General features: G+C 63.6%; 14 protein-coding genes. 8 read left to right on the plus strand and 6 right to left on the minus strand.

Annotation, left to right across the window (positions count from 1 at the left end; genetic code table 11):
- Positions 1 to 4: 4 nt before the first annotated feature.
- Positions 5 to 511: a flagellar basal body-associated protein FliL gene (fliL, locus tag KMZ68_RS18290; RefSeq protein WP_215612586.1), complete on the minus strand. Its 507-nt coding sequence runs from the start codon at positions 509 to 511 to the stop codon at positions 5 to 7.
- A gap of 366 nt (positions 512 to 877) precedes the next feature.
- Here fliL and flgF point away from each other — a divergent pair, with 366 nt between their 5' ends.
- From flgF to flgH, 4 genes are read left to right on the plus strand one after another with little or no spacing between them, the layout of a single operon-like run.
- A complete protein-coding gene (gene flgF / locus KMZ68_RS18295; protein ID WP_215612587.1) occupies positions 878 to 1,642 on the plus strand; it encodes a flagellar basal-body rod protein FlgF in 765 nt (254 codons plus the stop codon).
- Positions 1,643 to 1,654: 12 nt separating this feature from the next.
- The gene (gene flgG / locus KMZ68_RS18300; RefSeq protein WP_215612588.1) at positions 1,655 to 2,443 is read left to right on the plus strand and encodes a flagellar basal-body rod protein FlgG; all 789 of its coding nucleotides are present in this window, start codon (positions 1,655 to 1,657) and stop codon (positions 2,441 to 2,443) included.
- Between the two features lie 11 nt (positions 2,444 to 2,454).
- Positions 2,455 to 3,522: a flagellar basal body P-ring formation chaperone FlgA gene (gene flgA, locus KMZ68_RS18305; protein ID WP_215612589.1), complete on the plus strand. Its 1,068-nt coding sequence runs from the start codon at positions 2,455 to 2,457 to the stop codon at positions 3,520 to 3,522.
- Between the two features lie 5 nt (positions 3,523 to 3,527).
- Positions 3,528 to 4,280: a flagellar basal body L-ring protein FlgH gene (flgH, locus tag KMZ68_RS18310; protein WP_215605917.1), complete on the plus strand. Its 753-nt coding sequence runs from the start codon at positions 3,528 to 3,530 to the stop codon at positions 4,278 to 4,280.
- Positions 4,281 to 4,420: 140 nt separating this feature from the next.
- Here flgH and KMZ68_RS18315 read toward each other — a convergent pair whose 3' ends face one another.
- The 3 genes from KMZ68_RS18315 to KMZ68_RS18325 all read right to left on the minus strand — a co-directional run bounded on the left by KMZ68_RS18315 (position 4,421) and on the right by KMZ68_RS18325 (position 9,242).
- The gene (locus KMZ68_RS18315; RefSeq protein ID WP_215612590.1) at positions 4,421 to 5,497 is read right to left on the minus strand and encodes a SphA family protein; all 1,077 of its coding nucleotides are present in this window, start codon (positions 5,495 to 5,497) and stop codon (positions 4,421 to 4,423) included.
- Positions 5,498 to 5,687: 190 nt separating this feature from the next.
- On the minus strand, positions 5,688 to 8,369 hold the full coding sequence (locus tag KMZ68_RS18320) for an arylsulfatase (RefSeq protein WP_215612591.1): 2,682 nt from the start codon (positions 8,367 to 8,369) through the stop codon (positions 5,688 to 5,690).
- A 198-nt stretch (positions 8,370 to 8,567) separates the two neighbouring features.
- Positions 8,568 to 9,242, minus strand: a complete 675-nt coding sequence (locus tag KMZ68_RS18325; RefSeq protein ID WP_249779399.1) for a hypothetical protein — start codon at positions 9,240 to 9,242, stop codon at positions 8,568 to 8,570.
- Positions 9,243 to 9,494: 252 nt separating this feature from the next.
- Here KMZ68_RS18325 and KMZ68_RS18330 point away from each other — a divergent pair, with 252 nt between their 5' ends.
- The 4 genes from KMZ68_RS18330 to KMZ68_RS18345 all read left to right on the plus strand — a co-directional run bounded on the left by KMZ68_RS18330 (position 9,495) and on the right by KMZ68_RS18345 (position 15,570).
- Positions 9,495 to 9,866, plus strand: a complete 372-nt coding sequence (locus KMZ68_RS18330) for a hypothetical protein (protein WP_215612592.1) — start codon at positions 9,495 to 9,497, stop codon at positions 9,864 to 9,866.
- 193 nt (positions 9,867 to 10,059) lie between these two features.
- Positions 10,060 to 10,299, plus strand: coding sequence for a hypothetical protein (locus KMZ68_RS18335; RefSeq protein WP_215612593.1), 240 nt, complete (start codon positions 10,060 to 10,062; stop codon positions 10,297 to 10,299).
- 139 nt (positions 10,300 to 10,438) lie between these two features.
- Positions 10,439 to 12,877, plus strand: coding sequence for an arylsulfatase (locus tag KMZ68_RS18340; protein ID WP_215612594.1), 2,439 nt, complete (start codon positions 10,439 to 10,441; stop codon positions 12,875 to 12,877).
- 329 nt (positions 12,878 to 13,206) lie between these two features.
- Entirely contained in the window at positions 13,207 to 15,570 is a 2,364-nt protein-coding gene (locus KMZ68_RS18345) for a tetratricopeptide repeat protein (RefSeq protein ID WP_371741352.1), read from the plus strand.
- A 91-nt stretch (positions 15,571 to 15,661) separates the two neighbouring features.
- Here KMZ68_RS18345 and KMZ68_RS18350 read toward each other — a convergent pair whose 3' ends face one another.
- Positions 15,662 to 15,910: a hypothetical protein gene (locus KMZ68_RS18350; protein WP_215612595.1), complete on the minus strand. Its 249-nt coding sequence runs from the start codon at positions 15,908 to 15,910 to the stop codon at positions 15,662 to 15,664.
- Between the two features lie 197 nt (positions 15,911 to 16,107).
- Positions 16,108 to 16,893, minus strand: coding sequence for a 2-keto-4-pentenoate hydratase (locus KMZ68_RS18355; protein WP_215612596.1), 786 nt, complete (start codon positions 16,891 to 16,893; stop codon positions 16,108 to 16,110).
- Positions 16,894 to 16,924 lie beyond the last annotated feature (31 nt).

Genomic DNA, 16,924 nt, shown 5'->3' on the forward strand with positions numbered 1-16,924 from the left:
CTGGTCACTGGACGACAATTTCCTTGAACAACACGGCCGAGACCGTATTCGGCGCGACCGCCACGTTGACCCGCTTGGTCAGTTCTTCCTTGAGGCGAAACAGGCCGGCGGAGCCGTAGAGATCGGCCGGCCGCAGCTCGCGCAGGTAGGTCTGGAAGATGTCGGTGACGCGCGGCATCGCCGGCTTGATCGCCTCGACCTGCTTTTCTTCCCTGACCTCGAGCACGACCTTGACCTTGAGGTATTGCACGCGCTCACCGGGCAGCCCGACCAGATTGACCAGCATGTCCGGCACATCCATGAACACGGCCGGCTTCGCCGCCGGCGAAGCCTCGGCGTGCTTTTCCTCGCCGTGGCCGCCCTTGAAGAAGAGCAACCAGGCCCCGGCGCCGCCGCCGATGATGGCGAACAGGCCGAGGACCGCGATGATCAGCTTGAGCTTGCCCTTCGGGGCCGGAGCCGCGGCTTCGCCGCCGTCAGCGCCGCCTTCCATCTGATCGTTGTCTGCCATCGCCCGCCCGCCGAAGTATTAGGAAACCAACCCGATGCCGTGAGGCAGGCTATGACGCGATACAAATGCCCCCAGCGCACACGCGCTCTCTGGATGGTGACGCTAAGGTAATAATGGTTAACGGAACCTTTCTTTTGCCCAACGGGTAGGAAAAAACTGCCGGGCAAACATGGTCAACAAGACCTTATTGCCGCCCCTCCGGGCCCTCTCCGAAACACCTAAGCCATTCCAAACTGGAGATTTTCCCAACTGGCACGGCTTTCGCTCTGAGTATGGCGAACCGCGGCTTGGGAGAGCCTTCGGTTCGGCAGGATCCGCGAACGGCTTGGGAGAGCCTCTTTCGGATCGATCAGGGGAGAACCACCGATGGAGAATACGCTTCTCATCGGACTATCGCGGCAGATGGTGCTGGAACGACAGATGGATGTCGTCGCCAACAACGTCGCGAACGTCAACACGACGGGCTACAAGGCCGACCGCTCGCTGTTCGAGGAATTCCTCAACTCGCGCGCGCATGAAGACAATTTCGTCGGACGCGACCGCCGGGTCAGCTATGTGCAGGACCGCGGCACCTTCAAGGATTTCTCGCAGGGACCGGTCGAGCAGACCAAGAACCCGCTCGATGTCGCGATCGAGGGTAACGGCTTCCTGGTGGTGCAGACTCCGGCCGGCGAGCGCTACACCCGCGACGGCGGACTGCAGATCAACAACCTCGGCCAGATCGTCAACGTCTCCGGCTACCCGGTGCTCGGCGCCAGCGGCCCGATCGTGATTCAGCAGACCGACAAGGCAGTCACCATCGCCGGCGACGGCAACGTCACGGTCGTCGAGGGCAACAACCGGATCGACTCGGTGCGCGGCAAGCTGCGGCTGGTCTCGTTCGCCGACGCGCAGAAGCTGGTGAAGGAAGGCTCCAACCTCTATTCGGCCGGCGCCGGCACCGCGGCGCAGCCCGACACCGCCTCGAAGCTGCGCCAGGGCTTCATCGAAAAATCCAACGTCAATTCCGTGGCCGAGATGAGCCGCATGATCGAGGTGACGCGTACCTACACGCAGATCTCGTCCATGCTGCAGCAGCAGGGCGACCTGCGCAAAACCGCTCTCGACCGGCTCGCCGACGTTCCGGCGTAAGGAGAACCAACCATGCGCATTCTTTACACCGCAGCGACCGGAATGGCGGCACAGGAACTCAACGTTCAGGTGATTTCCAACAACATCGCGAACATGCGCACCACCGGCTACAAGAAGCAACGCGCCGCGTTCCAGGACCTGATCTACGACCACGTCCGCCGGGTCGGCGCCCAGGCCTCCGACCAGGGCACCATCCTGCCGGTCGGCATCGATCTCGGCGGCGGCGTCAAGACGGTGGGCACGCCCCGGCTGATGGGCCAGGGCTCGCTGCTGCCGACCGGCAACGAACTCGACATCGCGATCCGCGGCGAAGGCTTCTTCAAGATCCAGATGCCCGACGGCACCTACACCTATACCCGCGACGGCTCATTCCAGATGGACGCGCAGGGCCGCGTCGTCACCGCGCAGGGCAATCCGGTGCAGCCGACGATCACGATACCGCAGAGCGCCTCCGGCCTGACTATCAACTCGCAGGGCCAGGTGACGGTGACGCTGCCGGGATCGACCACGCCGACCACCGTCGGCCAGATCGGGCTGACGCGGTTCATCAACAAGGCCGGCCTGCAGCCGATCGGCGACAATCTGTTCACCGACACCCCGGCCTCGGGCACGCCGCAGGACGGCATCGCCAGCACCGATGGCTTCGGCGACATGCAGCAGTCCAACCTCGAACAGGCCAACGTCGATCCGGTCTCCGAGATCTCCGACCTGATCGCGGCGCAGCGCGCCTACGAGATGAACGCCAAGGTCATCAGCGCCGCCGACCAGATGTTGCAATCCACTTCCAACATGTTCCGCTGAGGACGCTGAAAATGTTCGTCCGTTCGCTTTCCCTCGCCATCGCCCTGCTCGCCGCCGCATCCGCGGCCGCATTGGGCCAGACCCGAGACGGCGCCATCGCGACGCCGGTGCTGCGCGCCAATGTCACGGTATCGGGCGACCTGGTGCGGATCGGCGACGTCATCGACAACGCCGGCCCCGCGGCGGGAATCGCGATCTATCGCGCGCCGGATCTCGGCACGACAGGGACGCTGCCGGTCGACCGGGTGCTGACCGCGTTGCGCGCGCACCAGGTGATCGGTGTCGACACCCGCGACCTCAGGGAGATTTCCGTCACCCGGCTGGCGCGGACGCTGGAGGGCAAGGACATCGAGCTCGCCGTCGCCCGTGCGCTGGAGCGCCGGAACGGCCTCGGCGACGCCGCCAATCTCGGCCTGACCTTCGACCGCGACGCCGGCGATGTCAGGCTGGACGCCGCCAACAGCGGCGCGCTGCACCCCGCTTCGGTGCGCTACGACGCGCGCAACGGCCGCTTCGACGTGACGCTCGAGATATCGAACGACGGCGGCGCGGCCCCGGTCAAGCTGCGCTTCGCCGGCACCGTGATCGAGACCGTCGAGGCCGCGGTGCTGGCGCGCGGCGTCGAGCGCAATGAAGTGCTGAAAGCCTCCGACGTGGTGATCGAGCGCCGGCCGAAGGCCGAGGTCGGCAACGACGCCGCCCGCCGCGACCGCGCGGTCGGCATGCAGGCGCGCCGGCAGTTGCGCGCCGGCCAGGCGGTGCGGCTCGCCGATCTCGCCAAGCCCGATCTGGTGCAGCGCGACCAGAGCGTCACTTTGACCTACCAGGCCGCCGGACTCTATCTCACCATCCGCGGCAAGGCGCTGGAGAGCGGCACCGAAGGCGATGTCGTCAACGTGCTCAACCTGCAATCCAAGCGCACCATTTCCGGCGTCGTCACCGGCCGCGGCCAGGTATCGATCACGGTCGCGACGCCCCGGCTGCCCGACACCTCAGACGCGACCTCCGCCATCGACGCAGCGCCGGTCGCGGTCGCCGCCGCCAACGCCAATACGCCCGTGTCTCCAAAAGCCGAGTAATGTAGATGTACGCTTCCCGTATCCATCGCTTCATCGTTACCGGCACGCTGCTGGCGACCGCAGCCCTTGCGAGCGGGTGTTCGTCGATCGACCGGCTGTCGCAGATCGGCGAGAAGCCGAAGCTGACCGAGATCGAGAATCCGACGGCGCAGCCGGGCTACAAGCCGGTGCAGATGCCGATGCCGAAGCCGGAGACCGCCTCCTACAACGCCAATTCATTGTGGCGCAACGGCTCCCGGGCCTTCTTCAAGGACCAGCGCGCCGCCAGGATCGGCGACCTGCTCACGGTGACCGTGAATTTCACCGACAAGGCCAATATCGCCAACGAGACCCAGCGCAGCCGCACCAGCAAGGAAGATTCGGGCATCACCGACTTCATCGGCTCCCAAACGATCACGCAGCCCAACAAGATCCTGCCCGGCCGCCTCCTGACCACGGACTCCACGTCTTCCAGCGACGGCAAGGGTTCGGTCAATCGCCAGGAAGCCCTGCAGACCAGCGTCGCCGCCGTGGTCACGCAGGTGCTGCCGAACGGCAATCTCGTGGTCGAGGGCAAGCAGGAGATCCGGGTCAATTTCGAAATCCGCGAACTGATCGTCGCCGGCATCGTGCGCCCGGAGGACATCCAGAGCGACAACACCATCGACTCCTCGAAGATCGCGCAGGCCCGCATCGCCTATGGCGGCCGCGGCCAGATCACCGACGTCCAGCAGCCGCGATACGGCCAGCAGGTGATGGACGTGTTGCTGCCGTTCTAGTCGTTCGTTTCAAGAGCTCCCACACCTCATTGCGAACCTAGGCGCGATGAAGTGTTCCAACGCGGCCTCCGTCAGCTCCCCTGGCGGAGGCCGTGGTTGTTTCCGGCGCTACCGGGCGACGGCCGATAAACGCCGCCGGCCTACTTCCGCACGATATGTCTGGTCGGCGTCATCGTGCTGGCGGGTGCGGCCTCCGAGATCGAGAATGTCAGCCAGGTATTCCAGCCGGACGGCCGGTTGGCGGCGTCGAACTCGCCATATCCCTTCAGGCCGAGAAATGCCTGGTTGCTGCCGATCGGAAAGATATATCCGATCTGCGGGCCCGCGCCGAGAACGCGCGAGCGGAAGCCGCCGAGAATGGCGGGCTGACCGAAGTCGTCGGTGATCTGCTGGTAGGCGTAGCCGACGAAGCCGACAAAGACCTGCTTCGACAGGAACTGCGACACGCCCCAGTCGAAATGGAAATCGATGCCGCTCTGGTACTGGGTATCGGGGTTCTTGAAATTGTAGGTGAAGCCGCCGACGCCGGAGAATTCCGTGCCGGTCGCGGGATTCAAATAGGTGTAGCCGCCGCCGAAATCGATGGCGCCGTGACCGATGCCGATATTGGCCAGCCGGTTCGGATTGTAGTCGCCGACGGGAATGTCGCCCGCGCCGTAGACCATGTAGTTGTGGACGCCGTTGTTCCACTTCAGCTTCAAGGTCGGATAGAGATCGCCATAGGAGACGAGCGCGTCTTCGAGGAATCCATTGCGCGTGGTCACGATCGGCCCCGCCCCCACGGTCAGCGTGCCGTCGAGGCTCGCGGAATTCCGGCCGTAGACGCCGGCGAGCGTCGCCGACAACTGGCCGCCGAGCACCGGCGTCGCGAAAGTATAGGTCGGCGCGATCAGCACCAGGTCGGCCTGGCCGCGCAAGGCCACATTGAGATCGATGTTGACGGTCGGCGAAAATCTCCCGACCTGGAATTCCCGCGATGCGGCCGCCGCCCCCGAGGCGCCCACGGAGGTATGATAGTAGATCGCGGCGACCGACCAGCCCGGCGTGGCCGGCGTGGCGGCGAGGCTGCCGTACAATCCCGGAAGCCAGAACGAGACGCCGCTTTCGTCGGCACGCGCGATTTGAGGAGAAAGCGCAGCAAGCACGGTGGCGGCCAAGCCGGCGCTCAACTTTCGCCGCAAAATGCCGGATCTCAATACCGATATCTCAGGTTGCATTGGCGGTCCCCGCAAGTTCGATGGCAAAGCCAGTTGATTCCTGGAGATTTCGCGACGCAAGATGAAAATGGCCCGAAGGCGTCGATCTATCCCGCGTGAGGCTTTGATGCCACATCCCGGCAGCGCGCAATTCGATTATTGCGCGCTGCACGAGACCGAGTCTTCACGCGACCGCCGGTTCGGCCGCATCTCACTTCATGCAGTTGCGGACGTACTGGACTCGTTCGACAAGCCCGAGGGCCAGCGCCTGGGCCTGCTTGCGGCAGCCCTCACGCTTGTCCAGGCGCAACTCCACCTTCTGAAGCAGGCTCAGGCCGACACCGCTCGAAACCTGCGGCGCGGCGGCCTCAGCCGAGGCACCGCCGGCATCGGCTGACGGTCCGTCGCCGGCCGCCCGCGCCGCGTCCTGCAGACGCTTGATGTCGGCGGGACTCAATTTCGGCCGGTCGATGGTCAGCGCGATCTTGTTCAGTGTGCCGGTGAAGGCGAACGGCGCGCTGTAGTCGTTGTCGTCGACCGGCGTGCCGGTGTCCGACCCGATATCGAGCGACTCATCCCATTGCAGGATGAAGGGAAGCGTATGCTCCATTTTCTCGGTCGCGACCATCTTGCCATCGACCTTGAGCTCGCCAGTGCCGCCCTTGCCGATGCCGCTGTAGTCGCCGAACGCTATCGTCGCGGCGCCCAGACCGTCATACTTGAAATCGAACTCGATCACGTGCTTGCCGGGGGTCAGCTCCGGCCCTTCCCAGCGCACGCGCTTGAGGTCGACCAGGTTCCAGGTGAACACCGGCTTGTTCTTCAGCACGTAGAGGCCGTAGCCGCCGAACCGCCCGCCTTGCGTGATCAGCATGCCCTCGGCGCCGCCTTGCGGAACCTCGACGTCCACCTTGAAATTGTAGGAGGCGTTGAGCAGGCTCGGCGCGTCGCCGTTCGGCGTTCCCGTGAGCGGGCGGATCCAGGTGAAGGAGGTGCGGCCGGCGCTCAGGCTCGGCCGTGGCGTGATCATCCGCGAGGCCATCGACGAATCGAGCGGCAGCACCTGGTATTTCTGCGCTTCCTTCCAGAACAGCTCCTGCATCTCCTTCAGCTTGGCCGGATTCCTGGCCGCGACATCCTCATATTGCGTCCAGTCGTTCTTGAGATCGTAAAGCTCCCAGGGATAGTCGAGCGGGCTCGGCAGCTTGGCAACCGTCACCCACGGCGGCCGCATGACCTTGGTAGAGGCGATCCAGCCGTCATTATAGATCGCGCGGTCGGCGAACATCTCGAAATACTGCGTCTTGTGTGTCGAGGGCGCGTTCGCATTCTTGGCATCGAAGGTGTACATCATGCTGACGCCCTCGATCGGGCTCTGCTTGATGCCGTCCACCATGGCCGGCTGCTTGATGCCGGCTGCCTGCAGGATCGTCGGCACGACATCGATGACATGATGGAACTGATGGCGGATGCCGCCCTTGTCGGCGATCCCCTTCGGCCACGAGATCGCCATGCCCTGGCGGGTGCCGCCGAAATGCGACACTATCTGCTTGGTCCAGGAGAACGGCGTGTCGAATGCCCAGGCCCAGCCGATCGACATATGGTTGTAGGTGCGGTCGGTGCCCCAGACGTCGTAGAAATATTTCAGCTGCTCCTCGACCGATGGGTTGGCCTGGTTGAACATCGCCACTTCGTTCGGCGTGCCGTTCGGCTGGCCCTCGGCGCTGGTGCCGTTGTCGCCGTTGATGTAGATCACCAGCGTGTTGTCGAGCTTGCCAAGGTCGTCGATCGCCTGGATGACGCGGCCGATTTCATTGTCGGCGTAGGCGACGTAGGCGGCGAAGATTTCGACCTGCCGGATGAACAGCTTCCTTTCGTCGGGGTTGAGCTGGTCCCATTCCTTGATCAGGTCCTTCGGCCACGGCGTCAGCTTGGCGTTCTGCGGAATGACGCCGAGCTTCTTCTGGTTTTCGAAGATGGTTTCCCGCAGCTTGTTCCAGCCCTGGTCGAACAGCTTCATGTCGCTGATCTTCTTGACCCACTCAGGCGTCGGATGGTGCGGCGCGTGGGTGGCGCCCGGCGCGAACTTGATCAGGAAGGGTTGCTCGGGCGACAATGTATGAACGCGATTGACGTAGTCGATCGCCTCGTCGGCCATCGCCGTCATCAGGTTCCAGCCGGGTTTGCCGACGTAGGGATAGATCGGCGTGGTGTTCTGGACCAGATTGCCCGGCTCCCACTGATTGGTGTCGCCGCCCATGAAGCCGTAGAAATATTCAAAGCCCATCCCGGTCGGCCACTGATCGAAGGGGCCTGCCTGGCTCGCCTGGTATTCCGGGGTGTTGTGGTTCTTGCCGAACCAGGCGGTGTGGTAGCCGTTGTCCTGCAGGATGCGGCCGATCGTGGCCTTGTCCTTGGTGATGACGCTGTCGTAGCCGGGAAAGCCAGTGGCCTGCTCGGCGATCACGCCGTAGCCGACCGAGTGATGGTTGCGGCCGGTGATCAGCGCGGCGCGGGTCGGCGAACACAGCGCAGTCGAGTGAAAATTGGTGTAGCGCAGACCGTCCCTGGCGATGCGGTCGAGCGCCTGCGTCGGAATCACGCCGCCGAAGGTCGAAGGCACGCCATAGCCGGAATCGTCGGTGATGATCAGCAGCACGTTCGGCGCGCCCTTCGGCGGCACGATCCGCGCCGGCCAATAGGGCGTCGACTTGGTCGCCTCGCGCTCGATCTTGCCGCCGAATTTCTCCGGCGGCGCCGGAAGCTGATCGCCGGGAATGGTTGTCGTAGCGCTGGGCGAGCCCGGAACGCCGGTGATCTGTTGCGCGCCTGCCGAAACGGAAACCAGCAACGACACGCTCAATGCTGCGAAAACCGATTGATAGGATTTCATGATGAAGCTCTCCCGGTACGATCGAACGCCGCCTGAAGCTGCGGCAACATTTGAGACATGTATTTTCATCGCGTGGAGCAGACAATTACAGGATGGCAGACGATGGCGCGTTTGCTCTCGATTCAGGTCAAATATCGGACGATTGGATTTTCGTGACCGCCCCGCGGTTCGTGCGGAACGGTCGCTACGTTCTTCGGCTCAATAGCAGGGTGGATAGGGGTAATAGCCGCATGCGGGGCGCGCATACGGGCCGTAAGCGGCGGCACCGACCGCAGCGGCTCCCACCGCCGCCGCGCCGGCATAGTAGGCCCCGCGATAGGCGGTACGGCGCGCGACGCCCGCGAACGACATCGGGGTGAACGGCCGGCCGATAATGTCGATGAAGACAGAGGCGGCGCCATCGGCCCCCTTCAAGTCGCCCTCGAGCACATCGACGTCGAATGTCAACTGTTCGCCCTCGAGCTTGGGACTCTTCAGCACGACCACGACATCCTTTACGCCGGAGCCGTCCTTGGTAAATCCCGAAACCGTGGCGTTCGGCGGATCCTTGGCGAAGTTATCGCTGCCCTTGGCCCAATCGTCGATGATGTGCGTGGTGAGATCATGACCGGCGGCGCGCACCGGGCGATCGGCGAAGACGATGGAATTCGGCGCCACTCCGGTCAACACCAATTTGTTGCCTTGCAGGCTCACACCTTTCGAATTCAAGACAATCAGCGACGGCACGACCTCGGGCTTGGCCTGCCCGCCGATCGTCTTTTGCAGCGGAACATGCGGCGGGGCAGCGGGCGTTCCCTGGGCCAATGCCAAAGCCGGCACACAAAGAAGACCACCAGCGATAATCATCGTACGAATAATGGGAGAGCAATTCATGAACCACCTCCTGCAGAATGCAAAAAACTTATGCCCCTTCAACTCGTAAAGCGGTTTGATTTGTATCAAGCGTGAATGACGAACGCGTGATTGCATAAACCCCTTGCAAACATGTCGATGATCTTGCTTCATCTGTGTCAGCGATATTGACGCTGACGGAAGCCATGGACGATTTGGGATCGTTGAGCTGAATCAAGCGTACCGTCGTAACCATCCGTCTGATATGCTTCTCACTTTTCGGAGGAGGCTCTGATGAAGATTGCGCTGTTATCGATGGCGATGATTGGCGGTCAAGTGGCGATCCCTGTCAGCGATCGCGTTCCCAAACTCAATGTCGAGGCGACATGCAGGGCGACGGTCGCAGCCGACAAGGCGATGGGCCTCGCCCTGCCCCAGAGCTACGAGGATTGCATGCGCGACGAGAATGACGCGCAACAACAGCTGAATTCCGTTTGGCTCTCGAACTCCAACGAGATCAGAGACCAATGCGAGGGCGAGGCGACGGCAGCCGGAAGCGACAGCTATGTCGACCTTCTTACTTGCATGCAAATGGCAGACGCGGCCAAGTTGCTTTCTCCCGCGCCTAAGCTCCGAGGCGCGAGCAAAAACCGAAATAGCAAATGACGCGCATGAGATGCGTCAGCTCAAGCGGTGCTATTCAAATGCCGCAGATAGGATCCCACCTCGCCGATCTTCCGACCCCGTCACAGACGGTTCGCGCCTTTCACTCAGGCCTACGGCTGACACATTGACCTGCATCAACGAGCAGGTCATCCTGTTGGGGTCATTTGGGACTTCTGAAACAACGGAGACCGACATGAAGCTTTCGATAGCATTATCGGCACTGCTGGTAACCGGGTTCATGGCTGCTGGCACCAAACAAGCCAGCGCCGTGGTTTACTGCCAATACATCGAGTACCCCGTCGGTTGCATCGTCAGGCCGGGCGTCGTGCTGCGGCCGCGGCCGGTCGCGCGAGCCGTGGTGACTCCCGGCGTCGGCGTCCGTGGCACGCCGATGAATCGCGGCGGTCCGGTCAATCGCGTCGGCAGGCGCTGATTGGATCATGTTTCGAGGTGACTGTCAGGGTAGCTGATTTCGAAAGGCTGTCGCTCTGCGGTCGTCATCTTTAACTACCTTCATCGACTACCTTCGTTGCCGGAAGGCGCTTTGCGATTCTCGTATAGGGGAAGTCATTATGAAACGATCAGCCTTGTTCGTCCTGACACTTTCCTTGATGACGTCTTTCGGGTTTTCCGCAAACGCCCAGCAGGCCGCGCCCGCGGCCGTCGTCTTGCCGACCGATCGCTCGGTGCTGCCAATTCCAGAACCCCAGTATCCGCACAGCACCGTGTTTGACGCACGCAATGCGACGCCGCCGCCGCGATTCGAGGTCAAGGCGCCAGCCGCCGCGCCCAACGTTCTCATTGTGCTGATCGACGACATGGGCTTCGGACAATCGAGCGCATTCGGCGGGCCGGTAAGGATGCCAACGGTGGAGAAGCTCGCCAACGAGGGTCTGCGCTACAACGAGTTTCACACCACGGCACTTTGCTCGCCGACACGAGCCGCGCTGCTCAGCGGTCGCAATCATCACATGAACAACATGGGCTCGATTACTGAGACCGCTACCGCTTTCCCCGGGCAGACCGGGCAGCGCCCCAATAGCGTCGCGCCGGTCGCGGAGATGCTCCGGCTCAACGGCTACAGCACTGCTGCGTTCGGCAAGTCGCACGAGACCGCGGCTTGGGAGGTCAGCCCCTCCGGCCCGACCGACCGTTGGCCGACCCGCTCCGGCTTCGACAAATTCTATGGATTCATCGGTGGCGAGACCAACCAATGGGCGCCGCTGCTCTACGACGGCATGACCCTGGTCGAACCGTCGCAGGACCCGAACTATCATTTCATGAATGATATGACCAACCAGGCGATCGACTGGATCCAGTACCAGAAGTCGCTGACGCCGGATAAGCCGTTCTTCATCTATTTCGCGCCCGGCGCCACCCACGCGCCGCATCAGGTGCCGAAAGAATGGATCGCCAAGTACAAGGGCAAGTTCGACCAGGGCTGGGACAAACTGCGCGAGGAAACGCTGGCCCGCCAGATCAAGCTCGGCGTGGTGCCCCCGGACACCAGGCTCGCGCCCAAGCCCGAAGCCATCAAGGATTGGGACAAGCTCGGCGCCGACGAGAAGAAGCTGTTCGCCCGGCAGATGGAAGTGTTCGCCGGCTTTGGCGAATACGCTGACACCGAGATCGGCCGCCTGATCGACGCCATCAAGGCGACCGGCCAACTCGACAACACGCTGGTATTCTACATCGTCGGCGACAACGGCGCGAGCGCCGAAGGCGGCATGAACGGGTTGTTCAGCGAGATGACCTATTTCAATGGCGTGCAAGAGACCGTTCAGGACATCATCAAGCATTACGACGAACTCGGCAGCCCCTCGACCTACGGTCACTACGCCGCCGGGTGGGCGGTTGCGGGCGACACACCCTTCACCTGGACCAAGCAGGTCGCCTCCAGCTACGGCGGCACCCGCAACGGCATGGTGGTTCACTGGCCAAAGGGAATCGCGGCGAAGGGCGAGGTGCGCTCGCAGTGGCATCACGTCATCGACATCGCGCCGACGATCCTCGAAGCGGCTGGCTTGCCCGAACCGAAGAGCGTCAATGGAACGCCGCAGACTCCCATCGAAGGCGCGAGCATGGCCTATACCTTCGCCAATCCGAAGGCGCCGAGCACTCACACCACGCAGTATTTCGAGATCTTCGGCAACCGCGCGATCTACAGTGACGGCTGGCTGGCCGGCACGGTTCACCGGGCGGCGTGGGAAACCAAGCCGCGCCGGCCGCTCGAACAGGATATCTGGGAACTTTACGATACGCGGTCGGACTTCAGCCTGAGGAATGATCTGGCTGCCAGGAATCCCGACAAGCTGAAGGAAATGCAGGAACTCTTCCTGAAGGAAGCGGTCAAATATACCGTTCTGCCGCTCGACGACCGGACCCTGGAGCGTACCAACGCCTTGCTCGTAGGACGCCCCGACCTGATGGCGGGCCGCACCTCCTTGACCGTTTACCAGGGAATGCTCGGCATGTCGGAGAATGTCTTCATCAACCTGAAGAACCAGTCCCACACGATTACAGCGGACGTGGAAGTCCCGAAGACCGGCGCCAACGGTGCGATCATTGCCCAGGCCGGGCGGTTCGGCGGCTGGAGTCTCTATCTGAAGGACGGCAAGCCGACCTACACCTACAATTTTCTCGGCCTGCAGCGTTACACGATAGCCGCCAAGCAGGCGCTGCCTGCCGGGAAAGGGACGCTGCGCTTCGAGTTCGCCTATGACGGCGGCGGTCTCGGCAAGGGCGGCGTCGGCACGATACTGTTCAACGGGAAAACCGTCGCCACCGGCCGCATCGATCGTACCCAGTGCTGCTTCTTCTCTGCGGATGACGGCACAGACGTCGGCGCGGATGAGGGCACACCCGTCACCGAAGCCTACAAGGTGCCCTTCAAGTTCACCGGAAAGATCGGCAAGGTCACGATTGAATTGAAGGAAATGAAGAAGGCCGATCGCGACGACGCCGATAAAGCCCGAAAGGAAGCTGTCATCAAGAAAGCGTTGGCCGACTAGATCCCTCAGGCAATTACGTCGTCCAGAGTATCTTACACTCTCCCCCATGAGCAATCTGGACGAAGGGCCGTCGCCGCTCCCCCGGCGGCGGCCATTTTTTCGTCTGGCGACCTGGCGAGCATTGCCCCGGGGAATCCCCGACTCGGCTGCGCGGCATCTCGATCGAGATAGCCTCCCTGGGTTAGTTGTCCTAGATTGCGCCGGGAAGGACTGTTCGCTTGGCAAAATCCCGACGTTCTCGCAGCGGCAAAGATTCGATTAAGCGCTCCGAGCCTAACTCCGCGGTTTCAAAACGGGAGACGCCGGACGGCGTTGCAAAGCCGTTCACAATGCGCGCCATGGTACTCGCGGTCGCTGCCGTTGCCATGGCTGTGTTCGCCGGCGGCCTGTTATGGCAATCGTGGTTCAATGGCAAACCGTCGCCAACCCGTCCCGAAACTGCCACCGTTGCCGTCGCGACCTTCGTCGGCAGCGAGACTTGCGCAGGCTGCCATCAGGCGGAGGCAAAGCTGTGGAATGCCTCGCAGCACAAGGCCGCGATGCAGCACGCCACCGACAAGACCGTGCTCGGCGATTTCAACGACGCCAGCTTCGACTATTTCGGCGTGCGTTCGCGCTTCTTCCGCAAGGATGGCAAATTTCTCGTCGAGACCGACGGCCCCGACGGCAAGCTCGCCGTGTTCGAGGTGAAATACACTTTCGGCATCGATCCGCTGCAGCAATATCTCGTCGAATTCCCTGACGGACGCATCCAGGCGCTGTCGCTCGCCTGGGATTCGAGGCCGTCAGCCAAAGGCGGCCGCCGCTGGTTTCACCTCTCACCCAACGAGGAAATCCGTCACGACGATATCCTGCACTGGACCAAACTGAACCAGAACTGGAATTTCATGTGCGCGGAGTGCCACTCCACCGGTGTCGCCAAAAACTACGACGCCAAGGCCGATCGCTTCGCCACCACATGGGCGGAAATCAGCGTCGGCTGCGAGGCCTGCCATGGCCAGGGCTCGCATCACGCCGCATGGGCGCGCGGCCGGCAGAGCTGGTGGCCGTTCGGCAAGCAGCAGGATTCGAGCAAGGGATTGCTGGTGCGTTTCGACGAGCGTCGCAACGTCGCCTGGCCGATCGACGCGCAGACCGGAAACGCACGGCGCAGCCTCGCGCCGGCGACGCTGCGCAAGGAAGTCGAGACCTGCGGCCTGTGCCACGCGCGCCGCGCCGCGTTCCACGCCGGTTGGGTGCCCGGCCAGTGGCTGTCGCAGACCCACGCGGTCGAAGCGCTGGCGCGCACCACCTATCATGCCGACGGCCAGCTTCGCGACGTCGAGGAGCCGTATAATTATACGCCGTTCAAGCAGGGTAAGATGTTCGCCGCCGGCATCACCTGCAGCGATTGCCACGAGCCGCACAGCGCGAAGCTTCGCGCTTCAGGCGAAGGCGTCTGCCTGCAATGTCATGCGTCCGACAAGTATGCCGACGCCGGACATCGCCGTCACGCCAGCGCCGACGCAGCCCCGACCTGTATCTCGTGCCACATGCCGGCCCGCACCTACATGGTGGTCGATATCAGGCACGATCACGCCTTTCGCGTGCCGCGTCCCGATCTGTCGGTTACGCTGGGGACGCCGAACGCCTGCAACGACTGCCACCGCGACAAGCCGGCGCAATGGGCCGCCGCCGCGGTCGAGCGATGGTTCGGTCCCGACCGCAAGGGCTTGCAGAACTATGGCGCGGCGTTCCATGCCGCGCGAACCGATGCGGCCGATGCCGCAGCCCTGCTCGGCGTGATCGCCGCGGACAAGAATGCGCCGGCCGTCGCGCGCGCCGGCGCGCTTTCAGAACTCGCCTCCCGCATCTCCCCGGCCAACATCGCGACCGCGCGAGCAGCCCTTGCCGATCCCGATCCGATGGCGCGGATCGGCGCGCTCGACATGCTGGAGAACGTGCCGGCCAATCAGATCTGGCCGATTGCCTCTCCGCTGCTCGCCGATCCCGTGCGCGGCGTCCGGATCAGGGCGGCCTCATTGCTCGCGGCCGTCCCCACCGCAAGCCAGCCGCCGGCGGATCGCGCGCGCTTCGACCAGGCGGCCACGGAATTCATCGCGGCGCAGCGCGCCAATGCCGAGCGGCCGGAAGCCCGCACCTCGCTGGCAAATTTTCTCGCCCAGCGCGGGCGGAGCGACGATGCCGAGACCGAGTACAAGGCCGCGCTGAAACTCAGCCCGCAATATGCGACGGCGGCGATCAATCTGGCCGACCTCTATCGGCAACGCGGTCGTGACACCGACGGCGAGGCCGTGCTGCGCGCCGCGCTCGGTGCGTCGCCGCGCGATGCCGCCGCGCATCACGCCCTCGGCCTGACCTTGAGCCGGCTCATGCGGCCGGATGACGCGCTCGCCGAATTGCGCAAGGCGGCCGAGCTCGAGCCGGATCAAGCGCGCTACGCTTATGTCCACGCCGTCGCGCTCAATTCCGGCGGACGCCGCGACGAAGCGATGGCCGTTTTGAAGGAAGCCTTGAAGCGCCACCCCAACGATCGCGACATCCTGGGGGCGCTGGTTTCGTTCAGCCGCACCGCCGGCGATGCCGGCGCCGCGCTCGGTTACGCCGAACAGCTCGCGATCCTCACGCCGGAAGACCGGAATTTGGCGGCGCTGATCGGGGAACTCAAGCGGCAGACGGGCAAGGCGAATTAGGGACGAGAGCTGGATTGCGTCGCGGAGCCTGTCATCGGGCGCGATTTCGCGCGACCCTCCTCGCAAAGCAATGACGTCGAAGCGAGGCCTCTCAATACGACCGGCGCGTGCCGCGAACGGCCTTCGGCGGGCCAGCCATTTCCTCTTCGCGCAACGCCTTGCGCACGCCGCGCGCCGAGGTCATCGCGCGCTTGATATTCTTGTCGGGGGAGGTTTCCTCGAAGAACAGCACCACCTCGCAACAGGGGCACTGTCTGGAATAGCCGTTCTGAAGCCGTCGCGCCCGATCCCGGAACACGTTCCTGCAGCGGGTGCAGTGGACCTGAACTGAATCGTCCATCGGTGGGCTCTCGCTCGCAGAGGATCGGTGCGCTTTCCGATGCCGCCCGCCTCGCGACGCGCGGACACCTGCGCCATCAACGCGGAGAACCCTAAACGAATATCAAATGCCGGGCCGGATCGACCGATGTCGCCGATCACAACGGGGTTCCCGGTTAAGAAATCCTTTCGCCGGCCCGGGATCGCGTCATCGTCGTGTCAGGTGAATGCGACTTCCACATTCCCCAGCCCCGCCAGCTCCATCGTCACGCTGTCGCCGGCCTTGAGCCACACCGTCTTCACCAGGCTCCCGGTCAGCACGATCTGCCCGGCATGGAGTCCCCTGCCCTCGGCGGCGAGATGATTGGCGAGCCAGGCGAGCGCATTATGGGGATGGCCGAGCACGTCGTCGCCGGTACCGCGGCCGGCCTCGACGCCGTTGATGACGGCGCGGCCGGTGACCTTGAGCAGGTCGGGCGCTTTGGTTCGCTCCACGGCCTCGCCGAGCACGCAGCCGGCGGCGAAGAAATCGTCGGCCACCAGAGTGGGCGCGCCCATGGTTTCCCATTTGACGTAGCGGTCGTCGACGATCTCGATCGCGGGGTAGTAGGCCTCGACCGCTTCGCCCACCCACTCCGCGGTGAAAGGCGCTTCCGTCGGCAGCAGGTCGCGCGCCAGCTTGACCGCGATCTCGCATTCGACGCCGACGCGAACGTAGTCGCTTGCCGCAAGCCGCGTCCCGCTGTCGTGCACGCCCTTGGCGAACACGCCGCCGCCGCAGGGGTGCGGGATGTCGAGGTATCGCTGCATCACCGCAGAGGTGCAGCCGATCTTGTAGCCGACCATGGCGCCGGCATGCGGCAACAATAGATCGTGCAGCGCGCGCTGAATGCGGTAGCCCTCGGCCTCGTCCCGCGGGGCGATGTCGGGCGGCAGCGCGGCGAGCGGCGTTCGATTGCGGCGGGCGGTAGCGATGGCCTTTGCGGCCGCGAGAATTTTGTCCATCGGACAAGGCCTTTTTGGGTCAACTGTATGA

The organism is Bradyrhizobium sediminis (assembly GCF_018736105.1).
Taxonomy (GTDB): Bacteria; Pseudomonadota; Alphaproteobacteria; order Rhizobiales; family Xanthobacteraceae; genus Bradyrhizobium.